Consider the following 19,211-nt stretch of genomic DNA (forward strand, 5'->3'; position numbering starts at 1 on the left):
CCAATCACAGAAGGGTCTTGCGCAGGTCGGCCAGCACGTCGGCCAGGTACGCGGCAAAGCGTGCGGCGCCGGCGCCGTCGATCACGCGGTGGTCGTACGACAGCGACATCGGCAGCATCAGGCGCGGCTGGAAGGCCGAACCGTCCCACACCGGCTTCATCGCCGACTTGGACAGGCCCAGGATCGCCAGTTCAGGCGCGTTGATGATCGGCGTGAAGTTGGTGCCGCCAATACCGCCCAGCGACGAGATGGTGAAGGTCGCGCCCTGCATCGCGGTCGGCGGCAGCTTGCCGTCGCGCGCCAGGCCCGACAGTTCGCCCATTTCGGTGGCGATCTGCGAGATCGTCTTCTTGTCCGCATCCTTCACCACCGGGACCACCAGGCCGTTCGGGGTGTCGGCTGCGAAGCCGATGTTGTAGTACTGCTTGGTGATCAGGGCCGCGCCGTCTTCCGACAGCGACGCATTAAATTGCGGGAATTTCTTGAGCGCGGCGACGCTTGCCTTGATCACGAAGGCCAGCATGGTCAGCTTGACGTTTGATTTCTGCTTGGCCAGCGCGGCGTTCGAATCGACGCGGAACTGCTCCAGGTCGGTCACGTCGGCTTCGTCGAAGTGCGTCACGTGAGGGATCATGACCCAGTTGCGATGCAGGTTCGGGCCCGAGATCTTCTTGATGCGCGACAGCGGCACGGTTTCGGTCGGACCGAATTTCGAGAAGTCGAGCGACGGCCAGGCAAGCAGGTCCAGTCCAGCGCCACTGCCGCCCGATTTTGCCGGTGCGGCTGCTGGCGCAGCCATCACACCCTTGACGAAGTTCTGCACGTCTTGCTGGGTGATGCGGCCTTTCGGACCCGAACCAGGCACACGGCCCAGGTCGACGCCCAGTTCGCGCGCGAACTTGCGGATCGACGGCGAAGCGTGGGCTTTCGAGCCGGTCACGCCTGGCGCTGCTGCTGGAGCAGGAGCGGCGGCAGCTGCTGGCGCCGATGCTTGCGCTGGCGCGGCTGCGGGCGCTGCGGCAGGCGCAGCAGGTGCAGGCGCTGCGGCAGGAGCCGCGGCGGCAGGCGCGCCACCGGTCGCTTCCACGACCAGCACCAGCGAACCTTTGGCAACCTTGTCGCCGACCTTCACTTTCAGTTCTTTCACGACACCGGCATGGCTCGACGGGATTTCCATGCTGGCCTTGTCCGATTCGACCGTGATCAGCGACTGGTCGACCTTGATCGTATCGCCGACCTTGACCATCAGCTCGATGACTTCGACTTCCTTGAAGTCGCCGATGTCCGGCACATTGACGTCGACCAGACCGCCGGATGCGGCAGGGGCAGCAGCGGCTGGCGCTTCCGCCGGTTTTTCGGCTGGCTTTTCAGCGGCGGCAGGAGCGGCTGCCGGGGCAGCAGCAGGCGCTTCGGCGGCGCCGCCGGCTTCCTCGAGCAGCAGCACCAGCGAACCCATGGCGACCTTGTCGCCGACATTGACCTTTATCTCTTTGACGACGCCCGCATGGCTCGATGGAATCTCCATGCTCGCCTTGTCCGATTCGACGGTCAGCAGCGACTGGTCGACCTTGATCGTGTCGCCTGGCTTGACCATCAGTTCGATGACTTCGACTTCCTTGAAGTCGCCGATATCGGGGACTTTGACTTCCACAATGCTCATAGTGTTAGCTCCAATTTTTATTCGTTGGCCTCAAGACCGTCGTCCCCGCGAAGGCGGGGACCCAAGTTCTTCGTTCAGCCACCCGGTTTAACGCAGTGGCAGATCGAACAAACTTGGGTTCCCGCCTTCGCGGGAACGACGTTTCGAGCATTACTGGGTCACCGGATTCGGCTTGTTCTGATCGATGCCGTACTTGGCGATCGCCTGCGACACGATGGCGCGGTCGATCTTGCCTTCGTCGGCCAGCGAGCGCAGGGCAGCGACCGTGACGTAGTAGCGGTTCACCTCGAAGAACTCGCGCAGCTTGACGCGCGAATCCGAGCGGCCGAAGCCGTCGGTGCCCAGCACTTTATAGGTGCGGTCCTTCGGCATGAAGGCGCGGATCTGCTCGGCGAACATGCGCATGTAGTCGGTGGTCGCGACGATCGGGCCGCTGGTGTTCTGCAGCAGCGAGGTCACGTACGGCACGCGCTGCGGCTGTTCCGGGTTGACCATGTTCCAGCGCTCGGCGTCCTGGCCGTCGCGCGCCAGCAGGGTCAGCGACGGCGCCGACCACACGTCGGCATCGACGCCCCAGTCGTTCTTGAGCAGCTGGCTTGCTGCGATCGACTCGCGCAGGATGGTGCCGCAGCCGATCAGCTGCACGCGCGGCGCTGGTTTGTCGCCAGCGATCGCAGCGCCTTCCTGGAGCAGGTACATGCCCTTCAGGATGCCCTCTTCCTGGCCCGGCTTCAGGCCTGGATGCGGGTAGTTCTCGTTCATGATGGTGATGTAGTAGAACACGTCTTCCTGTTCTTCCACCATGCGGCGCAGGCCGTCCTGGATGATGACGGCGACTTCGTGGCCGAAGGTCGGGTCATACGGCAGGCAGTTCGGCACGGTCGCGGCGATCACGTGGCTGTGGCCATCTTCGTGCTGCAGGCCTTCGCCGTTGAGCGTCGTGCGGCCGGCGGTGCCGCCCATCAGGAAGCCGCGCGCACGGATGTCGCCGGCCAGCCAGACCAGGTCGCCCACGCGCTGCATGCCGAACATCGAGTAGAAGGTGTAGAACGGGATCATCGTGCGGTTGTTCGACGAGTACGAAGTCGCCGCCGCGATCCACGAGCTCATGCCGCCCGCTTCGTTGATGCCCTCTTGCAGGATCTGGCCTGCCTTGTCTTCACGGTAGTACATCACCTGGTCGCGGTCGACCGGCTCGTACAACTGGCCCTGCTGGTTGAAGATGCCGATCTGGCGGAACAGGCCTTCCATGCCGAAGGTACGCGATTCGTCGACCAGGATCGGCACGATGCGCTGGCCGATGCTTTCGTCCTTCAAGAGGCTGGTGATCACACGCACATAGGCCTGGGTCGACGAGATCTCGCGGCCTTCCGGGGTCGGCTCGAGCACGCCCTTGAAGCTCTCGAGCTTCGGCACCACCAGGTTTTCGTCCGACTTCTCGCGGCGCTGCGGCAGATAGCCGCCCAGGGCCTTGCGGCGCTCGTGCAGGTACACCATCTCGGGCGCGTCGTCGGCCGGCTTGAAGAACGGGATGTCGGCCAGCTGGTCGTCGGGGATGGCGATATTGAAGCGGTCGCGCATGTCGCGGATCGCCTGGTCGTCCAGCTTCTTGGTCTGGTGGGCGGTGTTGCGCGCCTCGCCCGACTTGCCCATGCCGAAGCCCTTGACGGTCTTCACCAGCAGCACGGTCGGGGTGCCCTTGTTCTCTTGCGCGTTCTTGAACGCGGCGTAGATCTTGTGCGGATCATGGCCGCCGCGGGTCAGGCGCCAGATGTCGTCGTCGCTCATCTTCGACACCATCTCGAGCAGCGCAGGGTGCTTGCCGAAGAAGTGCTTGCGCACGTAGGCGCCGTCCTTGGCCTTGTAGTTCTGGTATTCGCCGTCGACCGATTCCATCATCACGCGCTGCAGGATGCCGTCCTTGTCCTGGGCCAGCAGCGGATCCCACTGCGAGCCCCAGATGACCTTGACGACGTTCCAGCCGGCGCCGCGGAAGTCGGCTTCGAGTTCCTGGATGATCTTGCCGTTGCCGCGCACCGGACCGTCCAGGCGCTGCAGGTTGCAGTTGACGACCATGACCAGGTTGTCCAGGCGCTCGCGCGCGGCCATGCCGATCGCGCCCATCGATTCCGGTTCGTCCATCTCGCCGTCGCCGCAGAAGACCCAGACCTTGCGGTTGTCGGTCTTGGCGATGCCGCGTGCGTGCAGGTATTTCAGGAAGCGCGCCTGATAGATCGCCATCAGCGGGCCCAGGCCCATCGACACGGTCGGGAACTGCCAGAAGTCCGGCATCAGTTTCGGGTGCGGGTACGACGACAGGCCTTTGCCGTCGACTTCGCGGCGGAAGTTCAGCAGCTGTTCTTCGGTCAGGCGGCCTTCGAGGAAGGCACGCGCGTAGATGCCGGGCGAGGAGTGGCCCTGGATGTACAGCAGGTCGCCGCCGTGGTCTTCGGTCGGGGCGTGCCAGAAGTGGTTGAAGCCGGTGCCCAGCATGTTCGCCAGCGAGGCGAAGGACGAAATGTGGCCGCCCAGGTCGCCGTCGGCGCGGTTGGCCTTGACGACCATCGCCATCGCGTTCCAGCGCATCCACGAGCGCAGGCGCTCTTCGTATTCGAGGTTGCCCGGCGAATTCTGGTTCAGGTGGGCCGGGATGGTGTTCACGTAGGCGGTATTGCTCGAGAACGGAACGTGGGCGCCGCGACGGCGCGCCAGGTCCACCAGGCGCTCCATCAGGTAATGGGCACGTTCGGTCCCTTCATGTTCGATCACCGCTTCCAGCGCATCGAGCCATTCGCGGGTCTCGATCGCGTCCGGATCATTGGCGGCTTGCGCGGTCAACTGGTCAAGTTGAGCTGACATGTCATGTGTCTCCTAGAGTGGTGCGCCCCGACCCGATCCCTGCGCAGGCTGGCGGCGAGTAGTGAATTTTCAAACTAACTTTTTGATAAACCAATGGATTCTACCAGTGGATTTTGGCATTTTCAAATTACGGTATACGATTTCATAATATGAAATGCTATGCTGCAAGTGCACATTTTTCATAGGGAAACACTGGACTTTCGATCAACGGACATCGTATACCGAAGCGCCGCCAGAACGGCGAAAAACGGGGCATTTATAGGCTGAACGGAGGAGATTGCATGCCTGGGTCGTATAATTCTGTTTTTGCCCAGCGACGAGCTTTCACCATGCCTGCACAACTGATCGACGGAGTTCTCCTTTCCAAACAACTGCGCGAAGACATCGCCGCGCGCGCCGCCAAACTCACCGCCGCCGGCAAGCAGCCCGGCCTGGCCGTCATCCTGGTCGGCGAAGACCCGGCCAGCCAGGTCTATGTGCGCAACAAGGTGAAGGCCTGCGGCGACGTGGGCTTTCATTCGGTGCTCGAGAAATACGAGGCCGACCTGTCCGAAACGGCCCTGCTCGACCGCATTGCAGCATTGAACGTGGACCCGGCCATCCACGGCATCCTGGTGCAGATGCCGCTGCCGAAGCACATCGACCCATCGAAAGTCATCGAGGCCATCTCCACCGCCAAGGACGTCGACGGCTATTCGGTGCTGTCGGCCGGCGAGCTGATGACCGGCCTGGAAGGCTTCCGCCCCTGCACCCCGTACGGCTGCATGAAGCTGATCGAAACCACCGGCATCGACCTGCGCGGCAAGCACGCCGTCGTGATCGGCCGCAGCAACACCGTTGGCAAACCAATGGGCATGTTGCTCTTGCAAGCCAATGCCACCGTGACCATATGCCATAGCGCGACCGCGGACCTGGGCTACCACACCCGCCAGGCCGACGTGATCGTGGCCGCCGTGGGCCGCCGCAATACCCTGACCGCCGACATGGTCAAGCCGGGCGCGATCGTGATCGACGTCGGCATGAACCGCGACGACGCCGGCAAGCTGTGCGGCGACGTCGACTTCGACGGCGTGAAGGAAGTGGCCGCTCACATCACCCCTGTGCCGGGTGGCGTGGGCCCGATGACGATTACCATGCTGTTGCAGAACACGGTGGAGTCGGCCGAGCGCGAACTGGCGAAACAACGCTGATTTGCTTGTCTGTCGAGGGGCATGCGCGCCCGCGACGGGCGTTCGGCGCACACCGATTTAACGAATCTGGAAGGAACACGATGACGACCGACACCAGCAATCCCCTCCTCGACTTTTCCGGCCTGCCGCGTTTCGACGCGATCAAGCCCGACCACGTCACGCCCGCCATCGAGCAGCTGATCGCGGATGCGAACGCCGTGGTGGCCCAACTCGAAGCCCCGGTGGACGACGTCACCTGGGACACCCTGGCCCCGCTCGACGACGCCAGCGAACGCCTGGGCCGCGCCTGGGGCGTGGTCGGCCACCTGAACCACGTGGTGGACACGCCCGAACTGCGCGCCACTTATAACGAGAACCAGCCGAAGGTCGTGGAGTTCTCCACCGCCATCGGCCAGAACGAGGCGCTGTTCGCCAAGTACAGGCAGTTGCGCAACGGCCCGCACTGGGACAGCCTCAATCCGGTGCGCCAGCGCATCGTCGAGAATGCCCTGCGCGACTTCCGCCTGGGCGGCGCCGAACTGCCGGAAGATAAAAAGCCGCGCTTCGCCGAGATCCAGGAACAGCAGTCGCAGCTGTCGACGCGCTACTCGGAAAACGTGCTGGACGCGACCAACGACTACAAGCTGATGGTCGAGAACGAGGACGAACTCGCCGGCCTGCCCGAGGACGTAAAAGCAGCGGCGAAGGCCGCCGCCGAGCGCGATGGCAAGGGCGGCTGGCAGTTCACCCTGCACTTCCCGTCCTACTTCCCGGTGCTGCAATTCGCCGATAACCGCGCGCTGCGCGAAAAGATCTACCGCGCCAGCGCCACCAAGGCGTCGGATGCCGGCATCATGTTCACCGAGGTCGAGAAGTGGGACAACTCGTCCAACATCGTCAACCTGCTCAAGCTGCGCAACGAAGAGGCGCGCCTGCTCGACTACGGCAGCTTCGCCGATGTCTCGCTGGTGGCCAAGATGGCGCAGAGCCCGCAGCACGTGATCGAATTCCTCGAAGACCTGGCGCGCCGAGCCCGCCCGTATGCCGAGAAAGACCTGCTTGAACTGCGCGAATTCGCGCGCACCGAACTTGGCATCGATGAACTGCAGTCCTGGGACGTCACCTACGCTTCCGAAAAGCTGCGCGAGAAGCGCTATGCCTTCTCGGCCCAGGAAGTGAAGGAGTACTTCCCCGAACACAAGGTGGTGCAAGGCCTGTTCGGCGTGATCCGCCAGCTGTTCGAAGCCGACGTCATCCCCGAGGACGCGCCGGTGTGGCACCCGGACGTGCGCTTCTACCGCATCGAGCGCAATGGCCAGCTGGTCGGCCAGTTCTACCTCGATCCGTATGCGCGCGCCGGCAAGGCGCAGGGCGCCTGGATGAACGATGCGCGCGGCCGCCGCCTGCTCTCTGGCGGCACGGTGCAGACGCCGGTCGCCTACCTGGTCTGCAATTTCACGCCGCCGGCGATGGTGGACGGCGTGCTGCAGCCGTCGCTGTTCACGCACGACGAAGTGACCACGCTGTTCCACGAATTCGGCCACGGCCTGCACCATATGCTGACCGAAGTCGAAGAGCTGTCGGTGGCCGGCATCTCGGGCGTCGAATGGGATGCGGTGGAGCTGCCGTCCCAGTTCATGGAAAACTTCTGCTGGGAGTGGGACAAGCTGCAGCAGATGACGGCGCACTACAAGACCGGCGAGCCGCTGCCGCGCGCGCTGTACGACAAGATGCTGGCGGCGAAGAACTTCCAGTCCGGGATGCAGACCCTGCGCCAGGTCGAGTTCTCGCTGATCGACATGCATCTGCATTACGATTTCGATCCGCACAACCAGGAAGTGCAAAGCCTGGTCGACGATATCCGCCGCAACTTCGCCGTCATCACGCCGCCGTCGTTCAACCGCTTCCAGCATTCGTTCAGCCATATCTTCGCGGGCGGCTATGCGGCCGGCTATTACAGCTATAAATGGGCCGAGGTGCTGTCCGCCGACGCCTATGCCGCATTCGAAGAAGCCGTCGAAGGCGGGGCCGACCTGTTCGAAACCGGACGCCGCTTCCATCGCGAGATCCTCGCCGTGGGAGGCTCGCGTCCCGCGCTTGAATCGTTCAAGGCCTTCCGCGGCCGTGAACCTTCGATCGACGCCCTGCTGCGCCATAGCGGCATGAATGCCTGATCGTTCGGAAAACTGCGCAGAAAACTGCGCAGAGAACTGCACCGGAGGGCGAAAGCCCTCCTCTTTTTAGTGATGCCATGACCCGGATCGACTTCCACACGAATATCCCAGATAAGCTGTCCTATGCCTGCCGGCTGGCGCGCAAGGCATATGGCTCACGCGCCAAAGTCGTGGTGCTGGCAGAAAGCACCGAGCAGGCCGAGGCATTGAATGCGGCGCTGTGGAACGTGGGCGATACCGATTTCATTCCGCACGTGCTGGCCGACGATCCGCTGGCGCCGCAAACGCCGATCGTGATTACCGATAATGAAGACGCGATGCTGCCGCACCACGATATGCTGGTGAACCTCACGCGCCGCACGCCGAACAATTTCGCGCAATTCGCGCGCGTGTTCGAAATCATTTCGACTGATGAAGACGATGCCGCCGAAGGACGCAAACGCTATGTCGCATATAAAAAGCAATCCTATCCATTGACCCACTTCGTCGCAGGACAGACATGAACCAGGATCCCGCTTTCGATACCAGCATTCCCGTATTGACCGAGGTCGTCGCCGACTCGCCGGCGCCGGCGCCACCAGTGGCGGCAAGCGCTTCCCCCCCTGCCGCGGCAGTCGCCGTCACGACAGAATCGAGCGGCGCCGACGATGACGCGGAAAGCCCGGAAGCCCTGGAACGGCGGGCCGCCGATCGCTGGAGCGGCGAACAGTGGAGCGTCATGGAACGCCGCCTCACCGAACGCGTGCTGCAGCAATTACAGGGGCGGATCGATTTCGTGCTCGAACAACGGCTGCGCGACGGCATCGCCGAAGCGGTGGATAAAGCGATGGCGGGTTTTTCGGCCGAGATTCGAGCTAGCCTGCATCAATCGCTGGACCAGGTCGTGACCCGCGCCGTTTCACAAGAAATTGCCCATCTCCAGACCCTGGGAAAATAACCCCATATGCATTAACGATTTGCCATGGGATTTGATTCGACATCACCCCGCGCACGATTGTCATTCATATTTGACGATTAAATAGTAAAATCCCTGCGCGGCACTTCGAAACGAATCGAATCACCTAATCAAGGATGAAACAAAATGGCAAACATCGATCTGTCGGGTTATAACCTCGCCGAGCTGAAGGGACTTCAATTCGATATCGAAAAGGAGATCAAAAACCGCCAGCAACAAGACGTCAAGAAAGCGCGTGAGCAGATTCTCGAGATCGCCCAGAATATGGGAATCTCGGTGGAAGAATTGCTGGCCAAGGGCACTGGCAAAAGCAAGAAAGCGGGCAGCGGCGCCAAGGTGAATCCCCAATACCACAACCCAGCCGACAACTCCCAGACCTGGACCGGCCGCGGCCGCCAGCCGAAATGGGTAGTCGAAGCACTGGGCAAGGGCAAGTCGCTCGACGATCTGCGTATCTGAGCCTTTTGGGTAATTCCGCGTGGGGTGGACGGTTTTGCCGTCCACCCCACATGCATTCAAGCATCCTCTCTTGCGTCTCGTGAAACGAACTCCCCTCATCGCCGCGCTCGTGGGCGCCGCCATCCTGGCCATCGGCACGGCCGTCTACTTTACCGATACCATCGAGCAACGCCCCGGCGCCCTGGCCATCCTGACGCCGCCCATCGCGAAGACCACGCCCTTCTGGCCGGCGCGCGTGAGCCTGCTGGCAGGCGACGGCCGCGACGGCGTGATCGACGGGCCGGCCAGCGCCAACCGCTTCAGCGATCCGTACGGCGTGGCCATCGGTGCGCGCGGCGTGGTGTACGTCGCCGACGGGGGCGAAGCCAACCGCATCCGCCTGGTCCAGCCCGACGGCACGGTTTCGACGCTGGCCGGCGGCAAGGAAGGTTTTGCCGACGGCATCGGCGCGGCGGCCGCCTTCCACACCCCGTCCGCCCTGGCGCTCGACCATGAAGGCAATCTGTACGTGGCCGACACCGGCAACCACGCGATCCGCAAGGTGGGGCCCGACGGCACGGTGACCACGGTGGCCGGCAGCGGCAGCCCCGGCTACCTGGATGGCGTGGGCCGTGCGGCCCAGTTCAACGGCCCGGTCGGCATCGCGGTGGACGACGCCGGCATCGTCTACGTGGCCGACACCTATAACGACCGCATCCGCCGCATCGCGCCCGACGGCACGGTGAGCACGCTGGCAGGCAATGGAAAACCCGGCCTGCTGGATGGCGCGCTGCTGGATGCCGGCTTCGACACCCCGAGCGCGCTGGCGGCCGGCCGCGACGGCACGCTGTACGTGGCCGATACCGGCAACCACGCGGTGCGCCGCATCAAGCCCGACGGCACGGTCGACACGCTGGCGATCCCGCTCGAAGGCGAGATCCGCCCACCGCTGCGGCGTCCGGCGGGCCTGGCGCTCACGCGCGACGGCTACCTGTACATCGCCGCCAGTGCCGGCGGCCGCATCCTGCAACTGACGCCGGACGGAGAAATGCGCCCGCTGCAGGACGCCGACCGCCCCCTCGATCCGAACGGCTTCGGCAGCGACGGCACGGTGCAGCTGTACGGCCCGCGCGGCATCGCGGTCGGCCGCGACGGCAGCCTGGTGGTGGCCGACGCCAGTGCCCACCGCGTGCACCGGCTGGCGCCGCCGCGCGAGGGCGAAGCCGCGCCGGTACTGGTGCGGCCGGCGCTCGTCACGCGCACCGAACCGATGCCCTGGCCGGTCGGCCCGCAAGACATGGTGCATGAAGTCGTCGGCGTGATGGGTGAGGTGCGCGGCGCCTACAACGGCGACAGCCGCCACCATTTCCACGCCGGCCTGGACGTGCGCGCCGACGTCGGCGCGAAGGTGCTGGCGGTATTCCCGTCGAAAGTGACCGACCCGCATGCCAACTGGGGTTTCAATTCCCTCAGCGAAGGCCTGAGCCTGGGCCCGCTCTCGTACATCCACATGCGCGTCGGCCGCGACCCGCAGGGTCGGCCGCTCGATCCGCACTTCCAGATCCTGCGCGACGCCAAAGGTAAAGCTGAACGCGTGCGGGTGCCGCGCGGCACCCGCTTCGCGGTGGGCGATGCGCTCGGCACCATCAATGCCATGGCCCACGTCCACCTGGATTACTACCAGGGCGGCACGGTGGTCAATCCGCTGACCCTGCCCTTCACGGGCTTTACCGACACCGTCCCGCCGACCATCCAGCGCATCGCACTGTACGACGGCGCTGGCAAGCGCATCACGGCGAAGAAGGGCCAGCCGATCCTTTTGACCCGCAGCCTGGGTGAGGTCCAGGTGGTGGTCAACGCCTACGACCAGGTGAACGGCAACCTGGCGCGCCGCAAGCTCGGCCTGTACAAGCTGGGCTACCAGCTGCTGGGCGCCAACGGCACGCCGCTCGCCGGCTTCGAGCAGCCGCTCATCACCCAGGTCTTCGACCGCCTGCCGCGCAATCAGGACGCCGTCAAGGCCGTCTATGCGCCGACCAGCGGCATCACGGTCTATGGCAGCAAGTCGACCCAGTTCGACTACGCGCTCAACAATCGCCTGCAGGACGGCGAGATCGAAACCGGCAGCTGGCGCATCGGCGAGCTCGCCCCCGGCCGCTACACCCTGCGCATCCACGCCGCCGACTTCGCCGGCAATCTGGCGCTGGAGGGGCGCGACCTGGCCTTCGAAGTGGAGTAGCGCGCCCACGGAACCATTGCGCCATGCCGGCATCTGGGTAGGACGGATGAAGGAGGGGTTGATTGCAGTTAGTTCGAAAGCTACTTGAAACTTCTCAAAGTTGCCCACTTTGAGAAGTTTGGCTCGACGATTGTTAGACGGACATGAATATCGTAGAGCTATGGTGGTTGTGAAGAAGATAGATACCCGCAGCGCCAGTGCGATAGTTCGCATCTACTGGAGATGGGCGGAAAAATCTGCAACTTGGCTGTAGGTGCGCTCTTGGGAACTATCTGGTGCCTCACCAGCTCTAACAAGATCGGCTGATTCGCTCTAGCTGGGTTCATAGCCAACGCGGGCCACGCCTCTGGGGATTCATTATGTTCCGCGGTCATCGCATTCGCCTCGATCCCAACAACGTGCAGGCCACGTACCTTGCCCGTGCGGCAGGCACCGCTCGGTTCGCCTACAACTGGGCACTGGCTGAGTGGCAGCGACAGTATGAAGCGTGCAAGTCCAATCCAGACTTGCCAAAACCGAACGAGAATGCGCTGAGGCGTCAGCTCAATGCGATCAAGCGCGAGCAGTATCCCTGGATGCTGGAAGTAACGAAGAATGCTCCGCAGATGGCAATCATGCAGCTAGATCGCGCCTTCAAGAACTTCTTCAAGGGACGGGCACGCTACCCGACCTTCCGGCGTAAAGGACGTGACGACCGATTTACTTTAACGAACGACCAGTTTCATGTCGAGGAAAAACGCATCTGGATCCCGCACCTTGGGTGGGTCAGGATGTGGGAATCGTTGCGGTTTGCAGGCAGGTGCGTTTCCGCATCGATCTCACGCGTTGCCGATCATTGGTATGCCAGCATCACCGTCGATATCACAGAGCCTCTCTTGCCTTCAGCTGAAAACCAAGGCGTGGTCGGAGTCGATCTGGGTGTCACGACGCTGGCGACATTGTCGAATGGTGAGACCTTTGTTGGACCAAAAGCGCTGACCAAGCTCCTGGATCGGGTGCGGCGGCTATCGCGCGGCTTGTCCCGGAAGCTGAAGGGTTCGCGCAACCGTGGCAAAGCGAAAAAAAAGCTGGCCAAGTTGTATGCCAGGATTGCCAGCCCGCGGCGCGACAGCCTCCACAAGCTCAGCACGAATATAACGCGCCGTTTCCACACCGTCGGCATCGAAGATTTGCATGTCAGGGGCATGCTTGCGAACCGGTGCTTATCACGTGCCATTGCCGACATGGGTTTTGGCGAGTTGCGAAGGCAACTGGAGTACAAGGCTGCGCAACGTGGTGGGCAGGTGGTGGTAATCGACCGTTGGTATCCGAGCAGTAAAACGTGCTCATGCTGCGGTTACCTGCTTGCTGAACTCGGCCTGGGCACTCGCCACTGGGTTTGCCCACGCTGTGGAACAAACCATGATCGCGACGTGAACGCGGCGATCAACTTGAAAAATTTAGCGGCGAGTTCCGCCGTAACTGCCTGTGGAGGGGAAGGCGCTGGCCTCGCAATTCAAGTGTGAGGCGAAACCGTCCCCTATGAAGCAGGAATTCAACAGCAAAGTTAACTATAAATAGCTTTGCATAAGTTTGAGGGAACGGCCGTGGACAGGTACGACGTGCTCATCGCCGGCGCGGGGCCGACCGGCCTGGTGCTGGCCCTGTGGCTGGCGCGCCAGGGCGTCAAGGTCGCGGTCGTCGATAAGGCGGCGCAGCCCGGCACCACCTCGCGCGCGATGGCGGTCCAGGCGCGCACCCTGGAGCTGTACCGCCAGCTCGGCCTGGCCGACGAAACGGTCGCCGCCGGCAAGCGCAATATCGCCCTCAATATGTGGGTGCGCGGCAAGCGCCGCGCGCGCCTGTCGTTCCAGGACGCCGGCGAGAAGCTCACCCCCTACCCCTTCGTGCTGGTGTATCCGCAAGACCTGCATGAACGGCTGCTGCTGCGCCATCTCGAGCAGGCCGGGGTCCAGGTCCAGCGGCCGGTCGAACTGGTCGCCTTCGAGGACCGCGAAGACTATGTGGTGGCGCGCCTGCGCGACCCGGACGGCGGCGTGCGCGAATGCGAGGCGCGCTTCCTGGCCGGCTGCGACGGCGCCAGCTCCACCGTGCGCCAGCAGCTCGGCGCCGGTTTCCCGGGCGGCACCTACGATCACCTGTTCTACGTGGCCGACGTCCAGGCCGCGGGCGTGGCGGCCGACGGCGAGGTGCACGTCTCGCTCGAGACCTCCGACTTCGTCATCATGCTGCCCTATACCGACACCGGCCGCGGGCGCCTGATCGGCACCGTGCATCGCATCTCTCCCGACGGGCATGCCGGCGGCCCCTATACCTTCGACGACGTCGGCCACAGCGCCTTGTCCAGCCTGGGCCTGCGGGTCGACCAGGTGCACTGGTTCTCGACCTACCGCGTGCACCACCGCATCACCAGCCATTACCGCAGCGGCCAGGTCTTCCTGGTCGGCGACGCCGCCCACGTGCACAGCCCGGCCGGCGGCCAGGGCATGAACACCGGCATCGGCGACGCCGTCAACCTGGCCTGGAAGCTGGCCGCCGTGGTGCGCCACGAGGCGCCGGACAGCCTGCTCGACAGCTACGAGACCGAAAGACTGGCATTCGCGCGCAAGCTGGTCGACACCACCGACCGCCTGTTCAACTTCGTCACCGCCGAAGGCAACTTCGCCGACTTCGTGCGCACCCGCATCGCTCCGCTGTTCGCCACGGTCGCCTATGGCGTCGACGCGGTGCGCGAACTGATCTTCAAGATCGTCTCGCAGATCACGATCAGCTACCACGAGAGCCCGCTCAGCACCGGCAGCGCGGGGAGCATCAAGGCCGGCGACCGGCTGCCCTGGGTCGAGGTGGACGGAGTTGACAACCACGCGCCGCTGGAGAAGATCGACTGGCAGGTGCAGGTCTATGGCGAGGCCGGCGACGGCCTGCGCGCCTGGTGCCTGCTGCACGGCATGCCCTTGCGCGAATTCGCCTGGACTGCGCGCCATGAAGCAGCCGGCTTCGCACGCAACGCCCACTATCTGGTGCGGCCGGACGGCCACATCGCATTGTGCGATCCGGGCGGCGAGGCGGACGCCCTGGCCCATTACTTCCGCAACCGCGCCTATCGGCGCTTCTGCGACTGACGGTCGACCTACCCGTCCGGCATGAAATATCATCTCATCTAGACATCAATGTCTAGATAACCTAAGCTGACCGTCACCGGGAGCCGTCCCGCCATCACAAGGACCGTCATGCTGAAGAAACTCGCCGCCACATTGGCCATCGCTTCCTGCACTGCATTGGCCCCCGCCCAGGCGGCCGACCTGCCGAACTATCCCTTCATCCACGTGAACGCCGCCGCCAACCTGCACGTGATGCCGGACGTGGGCGAGATCGATTTCGAGATCGTCAGCCTGGACCCCGACCTGGAAGCGGCCTGGAAGCTGGTGAGCGAACGGCTTGGGGTCAGCCGCGCGCTGCTCGCGCAGCATGGCGTCGCGGTTGAGGACATCTCGGTGCAGGACCTGCTGCGCCGTCCTCTCAAGCAGGGCGATACGGTGCAGGCGATCGAGACCCGCGCCGCGGTCCACGCCACGGTGCGCAATCTGGAAGGGTGGACGGCGCTGATCCAGGCCCTGATGACGATGCCGAACGTCGAGTCGCTGGCGGTCGCCTTCAGCCGCAGCGACGCCGACAAGATCGAGGCCGAACTCGTGAGCCAGGCCCTGGGCGCGGCGCGCCTGAAGGCGCAGAACATCGCGCGCGGCATCGGCGCCAGGCTGGGACCGGCGAACGGCGTGGCGCTGGCGCCGCTCAAGAACCTGTCGAACGCAATGGGACTGGCCACCGACGGGCCGCGTTACAGCCCGGTGTCCACGCCAGCGGATCCGCTGCTGGTGACGGTGCAGAAACTGGTGCAGGGCGTGGACGTGATCTACCGGATCGGAAAGTGAACCGGCAAGTGAACATCAGCGCGTCGGCGCCGGCCCATGCCCGATCTTCATGCGCAGCAGGCGGTACGGCTTGGCGCGCAGGTCCTTGCCGCCGTTGAAGCCGGCCTGGCGGTGCAGCTGGTTGGCGGTGACGTACAGGTAGCCGTCCGGACCGGCGGACAGCGTATCGGGCCACAGCAGCTCGGGGCTTTGCGCAATGGTGCGCCAGCTGCCATCGGCTTCCAGGCGGCGGATCGCATTGTTCTCGTAGTCGGTCGCATACAGGTTGCCGGCGGCATCGGTCTCCAGCCCGTCGGACGCCCCCTTCTCGCCCAGGTCGCGCACGACCAGCGCCAGCGCCGCCTCGCCTACCGTCGGATCGCGCAACAGGCGCGTGGCCACCGCGTAGCCATGACGGCTAGAGAGCGGGCTGAAATACAGGGTTTCACCGTCCGGCGAGAGCGCGATGCCGTCCGACGCCGCCCGGAACGGCGCGGTCCTGCCATCGGCCGCACGGCTCTGCAAAACGCGGCCCTCCACGCGCGGCACGAAGCGCGGATCGGCCGAGGTGGAGCGATCCCCTTGCAGGCGGCGCTGCGCCTTGCCGGTGGCCAGGTCGAGCACAATGATGGCGCCCGGCCCGCTCAGCGACGAATCGGTCACATAGGCCACGCCCTCGCGTCCCACGCGAAAATCGAAACGCACGTCGTTGACGTAGGTGCTCGGCAGGATCACATCGGGCGGAAACACCACCGTCCTGACCACCTTGTCGGTCTTGAGGTCGACCGCCACCAGCTTGGCGCCGCCCGGCCTCGGCGCGGCGAAGCCCGGTGCGGCGGTGTCCAGGATCCACAGGCGTCCCTGGCCATCGGCGACCACGCTTTGGACGCTCTCCAGGCCGCGGGCCGGGTCGTCCGGGTCGGCGCGGTTGATGGCGGCGTCGGGATACGGGACCGGCCTGCCGTCGCGGATTTCCGCCACCGTATAGGGCACGTCATCGCCCCAGCGCGGGAAGTTCACGAAGATACGGTTGCCTTCGGCCACCGTGACGCCGGTGGGCATCGGGCCGTCGAAGGCAACCACGCGTTCGAGCTGGCCAATGGTCGGGATGGGCGCGGCGGCCGGCGCCGCGTGGGCCGCGCCCGGGACGGCGATGGCGATCGCGGTGGCAACAACGGCGTACAAGCGCGCGAGGGCCTTTGGATGCATCATGTCATTCTCCTGTCATGTATGGGCGAGTTGGGCGGTTCATCGGCGTATGATCGATTTGTCCAGCTCGTTGTCGGGAGAAGCATAGGACTTCTCGTGGCAGCGAAACAGCCAGCGGAGTGGGTAGCACTTTCACGCCTGCAGTGAAAATCGACACAGGCTTCTTCGCGATCCACCTTGCCGCTGCGCTTGTCTACCGTGAAAGGAACCAGCATGAGTAAGCAACAGAAAGAAAAACTGGCGCCGCAAGGCAAAGACGCGGCCATCGCGTCGCCGACCGAACAGCAAGTCCCGCAGCAGGCCGCAGCGGTGGCGCCACCCGAGCCCCAACAGGATCAACCTTTGCCGAAGGAAGAACAGATCCGCCCGGTCAAGGCTGAACCGGTGCGCCTGCGCGGGCGCATGACGCTGGAAGACGCCTTCCAGTCCATCGGCCTCAATTGCGTCCAGCAGATCGAGGCGAACCTGCCGGGCGTGCTGAAGCAAAACGTCGAAAGCCTGCACCAGATGCGGGTCGGCCTGCGCCGCCTGCGCGCGCTGCTTGCCATGTTCGAGGACCTGGCCGCGCCGCCGGTCGCCCTGCACGCCGACATCGAATGGCTGTCCGGCGAACTGGGACCGGCGCGCGACTGGGACGTGCTGGCCGACTCCACCCTCGACCGGGTCCAGGGCTTCGACTCGACGGCGCTGCGCCAGGCCGCGCACGAGCGGGCGAACGCGCATCACGCGCACATCCTGAACGTGCTGCGCGAGCCGCGCTACGTCGAGCTGATGACGCAGCTGAACGAATGGCTCGGCGAACGCCGCTGGCGTCCCGACGCCACGCTGGACAAGGATTCGCCCCTGGCCGAGCGCGCCGCCAGGGCCGCCCTGCCCCTGCTGCGCAAGGCCGAGAAGCGCCTGGCCAAACGCATCGACGGCCTGGACGAGGACGACGCGCCGGGCCGCCACCGGGTGCGCATCGCCGCCAAGAAGGCGCGCTACGCGGCCGAATTCTTCCGCGACCTGCTGCCGGCGCGCCGCGTCAAGCGCTACGTCGGCCACCTGGAAAAGCTGCAGGACCGGCTTGGCCTCCTGAACGACATGGCGGTGGCCGACCACCTGCTCGAGGAACTCAAGGGCGGCAACAGCCAGGTCGCCAAACAGGCCGCCTATGTGCGCGGCTATATGGCCGCCAGCAGCGAGGCCGACGCCCAGGGCCTGGCGAAGACGCTGGCGGACGTCGCCAAGCGCCGTATCACGCGCTGATCCTGCCCCTCGGCGGCGCGCCAGGCGGCCGCCGGCGCACCACCTTCCGGCGCCGCCGCACCGCCCGGGTGCGGCCCGCGGCGGCCCTGTATTTATCGCTTTCCGAAGCCTGTAATTTGCGGTACCGTTGCTCTGCAATTTCAGATCTGCCACGTCCACCACCCTACTTCGGAGCCCGTCCATGCGGTTCACCAGCAAGCCTATCGCGTTCGCCATTGCCCTGACCGTCGCCTCCGGCGCCGGCGCCCAGCAGATCGTCAGGATCGGCCATGTGGGACCGGTCTCCGGCCCCAATTCCCACCTCGGCAAGGACAATGAAAATGCGGCGCGCATGGCGATCGACGAACTCAACGCCAAGGGCTTCACGATCAACGGCCAGAAGGTCACGCTGCAGCTGCTGGCCGAGGACGACGCCAGCGATCCCAAGCAAGGCACGGCGGTGGCGCAGAAGCTGGTCGACGCCAAGGTCAACGGCGTGGTCGGCCACCTGAACTCCGGCACCAGCGTGCCGGCCTCGCGCATCTATCACAACGCCGGCCTGGTGCAGGTGTCGCCGGCCACCACCGCGACCCAGTTCACCAAACAGAAATTCCCGGGCGTGTTCCGCGTGGTCGCCAACGACGCCAAGCTGGGCGGCACCCTCGGCAAGTACGCGGTCGAGACGCTCAAGGTCAAGAACATCGCCGTCATCGACGACCGCACCACCTACGGCCAGGGGGTGGCCGCCGAATTCGCGAAGGCCGCCAAGGGGCCGGGCGTGCGCATCGTCGACAAGCAGTTCACCAGCGCCACCGCCACCGACTTCACCGCCATCCTCACCGCCATCCGCGCCAAGAAGCCCGACCTGGTCTTCTTCGGCGGCATGGACGCGGTGGCCGGCCCGATGCTCAAGCAGATGAAGGCGCTCGGCATCAATGCCCGCTTCATGGGCGGCGACGGCATGTGCACCACGGCGCTGGGCCGCCTGGCCGGCGACGCGGTCGGCGAAGACAAGGTCGTGTGCGCCGAAGCGGGCGGCGTGAAAGGCGCGCAAGAGCAGGTGATGGCCGACTTCCGCAACCGCTTCAAGCAGAAGACGGGGCTAGAGGTGCAGCTGTATGCGCCGTATGTGTATGACTCGGTGATGGTGATGGCGGCCGCGATGCAGAAGGCGAAATCGGCCGAGCCGGCGAAGTACCTGCCCGAGCTCAAGAAGATCAAGTACGAGGGCGTGACCGGCACCATCCAGTTCGATCCGTCGGGCGACATCCTCGATGGCGCGCTGACGCTGTACACCTACAAGGGCGGCAAGCGCACGCGGATGGACGTGATCCGCTGATCGTCACGCCGCCAGGCATTCGGGGAGAAGT

General features: G+C 64.6%; 14 protein-coding genes. 11 read left to right on the top strand and 3 right to left on the bottom strand.

Annotated features, from left to right (window positions below; genetic code table 11):
• Positions 1-4 precede the first annotated feature (4 nt).
• Together aceF and aceE are read right to left on the bottom strand one after the other, a co-directional pair.
• A complete protein-coding gene (gene aceF, locus SOM61_RS23555) occupies positions 5-1,660 on the bottom strand; it encodes a dihydrolipoyllysine-residue acetyltransferase (protein ID WP_320476328.1) in 1,656 nt (551 codons plus the stop codon).
• Positions 1,661-1,810: 150 nt separating this feature from the next.
• Entirely contained in the window at positions 1,811-4,519 is a 2,709-nt protein-coding gene (gene aceE, locus SOM61_RS23560; protein ID WP_320476329.1) for a pyruvate dehydrogenase (acetyl-transferring), homodimeric type, read from the bottom strand.
• Positions 4,520-4,848: 329 nt separating this feature from the next.
• Here aceE and folD point away from each other — a divergent pair, with 329 nt between their 5' ends.
• From folD to SOM61_RS23605, 9 genes are all read left to right on the top strand, one after another.
• On the top strand, positions 4,849-5,709 hold the full coding sequence (gene folD, locus SOM61_RS23565; protein ID WP_320476330.1) for a bifunctional methylenetetrahydrofolate dehydrogenase/methenyltetrahydrofolate cyclohydrolase FolD: 861 nt from the start codon (positions 4,849-4,851) through the stop codon (positions 5,707-5,709).
• A gap of 80 nt (positions 5,710-5,789) precedes the next feature.
• Positions 5,790-7,862 carry a M3 family metallopeptidase gene (locus SOM61_RS23570; RefSeq protein WP_320476331.1) on the top strand — a complete coding sequence of 691 codons (2,073 nt, stop codon included), beginning with the start codon at positions 5,790-5,792 and terminating at the stop codon, positions 7,860-7,862.
• 77 nt (positions 7,863-7,939) lie between these two features.
• Entirely contained in the window at positions 7,940-8,365 is a 426-nt protein-coding gene (locus SOM61_RS23575) for a DNA polymerase III subunit chi (RefSeq protein ID WP_320476332.1), read from the top strand.
• Positions 8,362-8,799, top strand: coding sequence for a hypothetical protein (locus SOM61_RS23580; RefSeq protein ID WP_320476333.1), 438 nt, complete (start codon positions 8,362-8,364; stop codon positions 8,797-8,799). The genes SOM61_RS23575 and SOM61_RS23580 overlap by 4 nt, the downstream gene beginning before the upstream one ends.
• Positions 8,800-8,943: 144 nt before the next feature.
• Positions 8,944-9,276 (top strand): H-NS histone family protein, encoded by a 333-nt coding sequence (locus SOM61_RS23585; protein ID WP_109346568.1) that lies wholly within the window; start codon positions 8,944-8,946, stop codon positions 9,274-9,276.
• Positions 9,277-9,355: 79 nt separating this feature from the next.
• Positions 9,356-11,494 (top strand): NHL repeat-containing protein, encoded by a 2,139-nt coding sequence (locus tag SOM61_RS23590; protein WP_320476334.1) that lies wholly within the window; start codon positions 9,356-9,358, stop codon positions 11,492-11,494.
• Between the two features lie 359 nt (positions 11,495-11,853).
• Entirely contained in the window at positions 11,854-12,999 is a 1,146-nt protein-coding gene (locus SOM61_RS23595) for an RNA-guided endonuclease InsQ/TnpB family protein (protein WP_320476335.1), read from the top strand.
• An 81-nt stretch (positions 13,000-13,080) separates the two neighbouring features.
• Positions 13,081-14,616 carry an FAD-dependent oxidoreductase gene (locus SOM61_RS23600; RefSeq protein ID WP_320476336.1) on the top strand — a complete coding sequence of 512 codons (1,536 nt, stop codon included), beginning with the start codon at positions 13,081-13,083 and terminating at the stop codon, positions 14,614-14,616.
• A 108-nt stretch (positions 14,617-14,724) separates the two neighbouring features.
• Positions 14,725-15,426 (top strand): SIMPL domain-containing protein, encoded by a 702-nt coding sequence (locus tag SOM61_RS23605; RefSeq protein WP_320476337.1) that lies wholly within the window; start codon positions 14,725-14,727, stop codon positions 15,424-15,426.
• Between the two features lie 15 nt (positions 15,427-15,441).
• Here SOM61_RS23605 and SOM61_RS23610 read toward each other — a convergent pair whose 3' ends face one another.
• Positions 15,442-16,617: an L-dopachrome tautomerase-related protein gene (locus SOM61_RS23610; RefSeq protein WP_320476338.1), complete on the bottom strand. Its 1,176-nt coding sequence runs from the start codon at positions 16,615-16,617 to the stop codon at positions 15,442-15,444.
• A gap of 210 nt (positions 16,618-16,827) precedes the next feature.
• Here SOM61_RS23610 and SOM61_RS23615 point away from each other — a divergent pair, with 210 nt between their 5' ends.
• Both SOM61_RS23615 and SOM61_RS23620 read left to right on the top strand, forming a co-directional pair.
• Complete coding sequence (locus tag SOM61_RS23615; RefSeq protein WP_320476339.1) at positions 16,828-17,862, top strand: CHAD domain-containing protein; 1,035 nt, start codon at positions 16,828-16,830, stop codon at positions 17,860-17,862.
• Positions 17,863-18,043: 181 nt separating this feature from the next.
• Positions 18,044-19,180 (top strand): branched-chain amino acid ABC transporter substrate-binding protein, encoded by a 1,137-nt coding sequence (locus tag SOM61_RS23620; RefSeq protein WP_320476340.1) that lies wholly within the window; start codon positions 18,044-18,046, stop codon positions 19,178-19,180.
• The last annotated feature ends 31 nt before the right edge of the window (positions 19,181-19,211 follow it).

It is taken from the genome of Massilia sp. CFBP9012 (genome assembly GCF_034045115.1).
Lineage (GTDB): Bacteria > Pseudomonadota > Gammaproteobacteria > Burkholderiales > Burkholderiaceae_D > Telluria.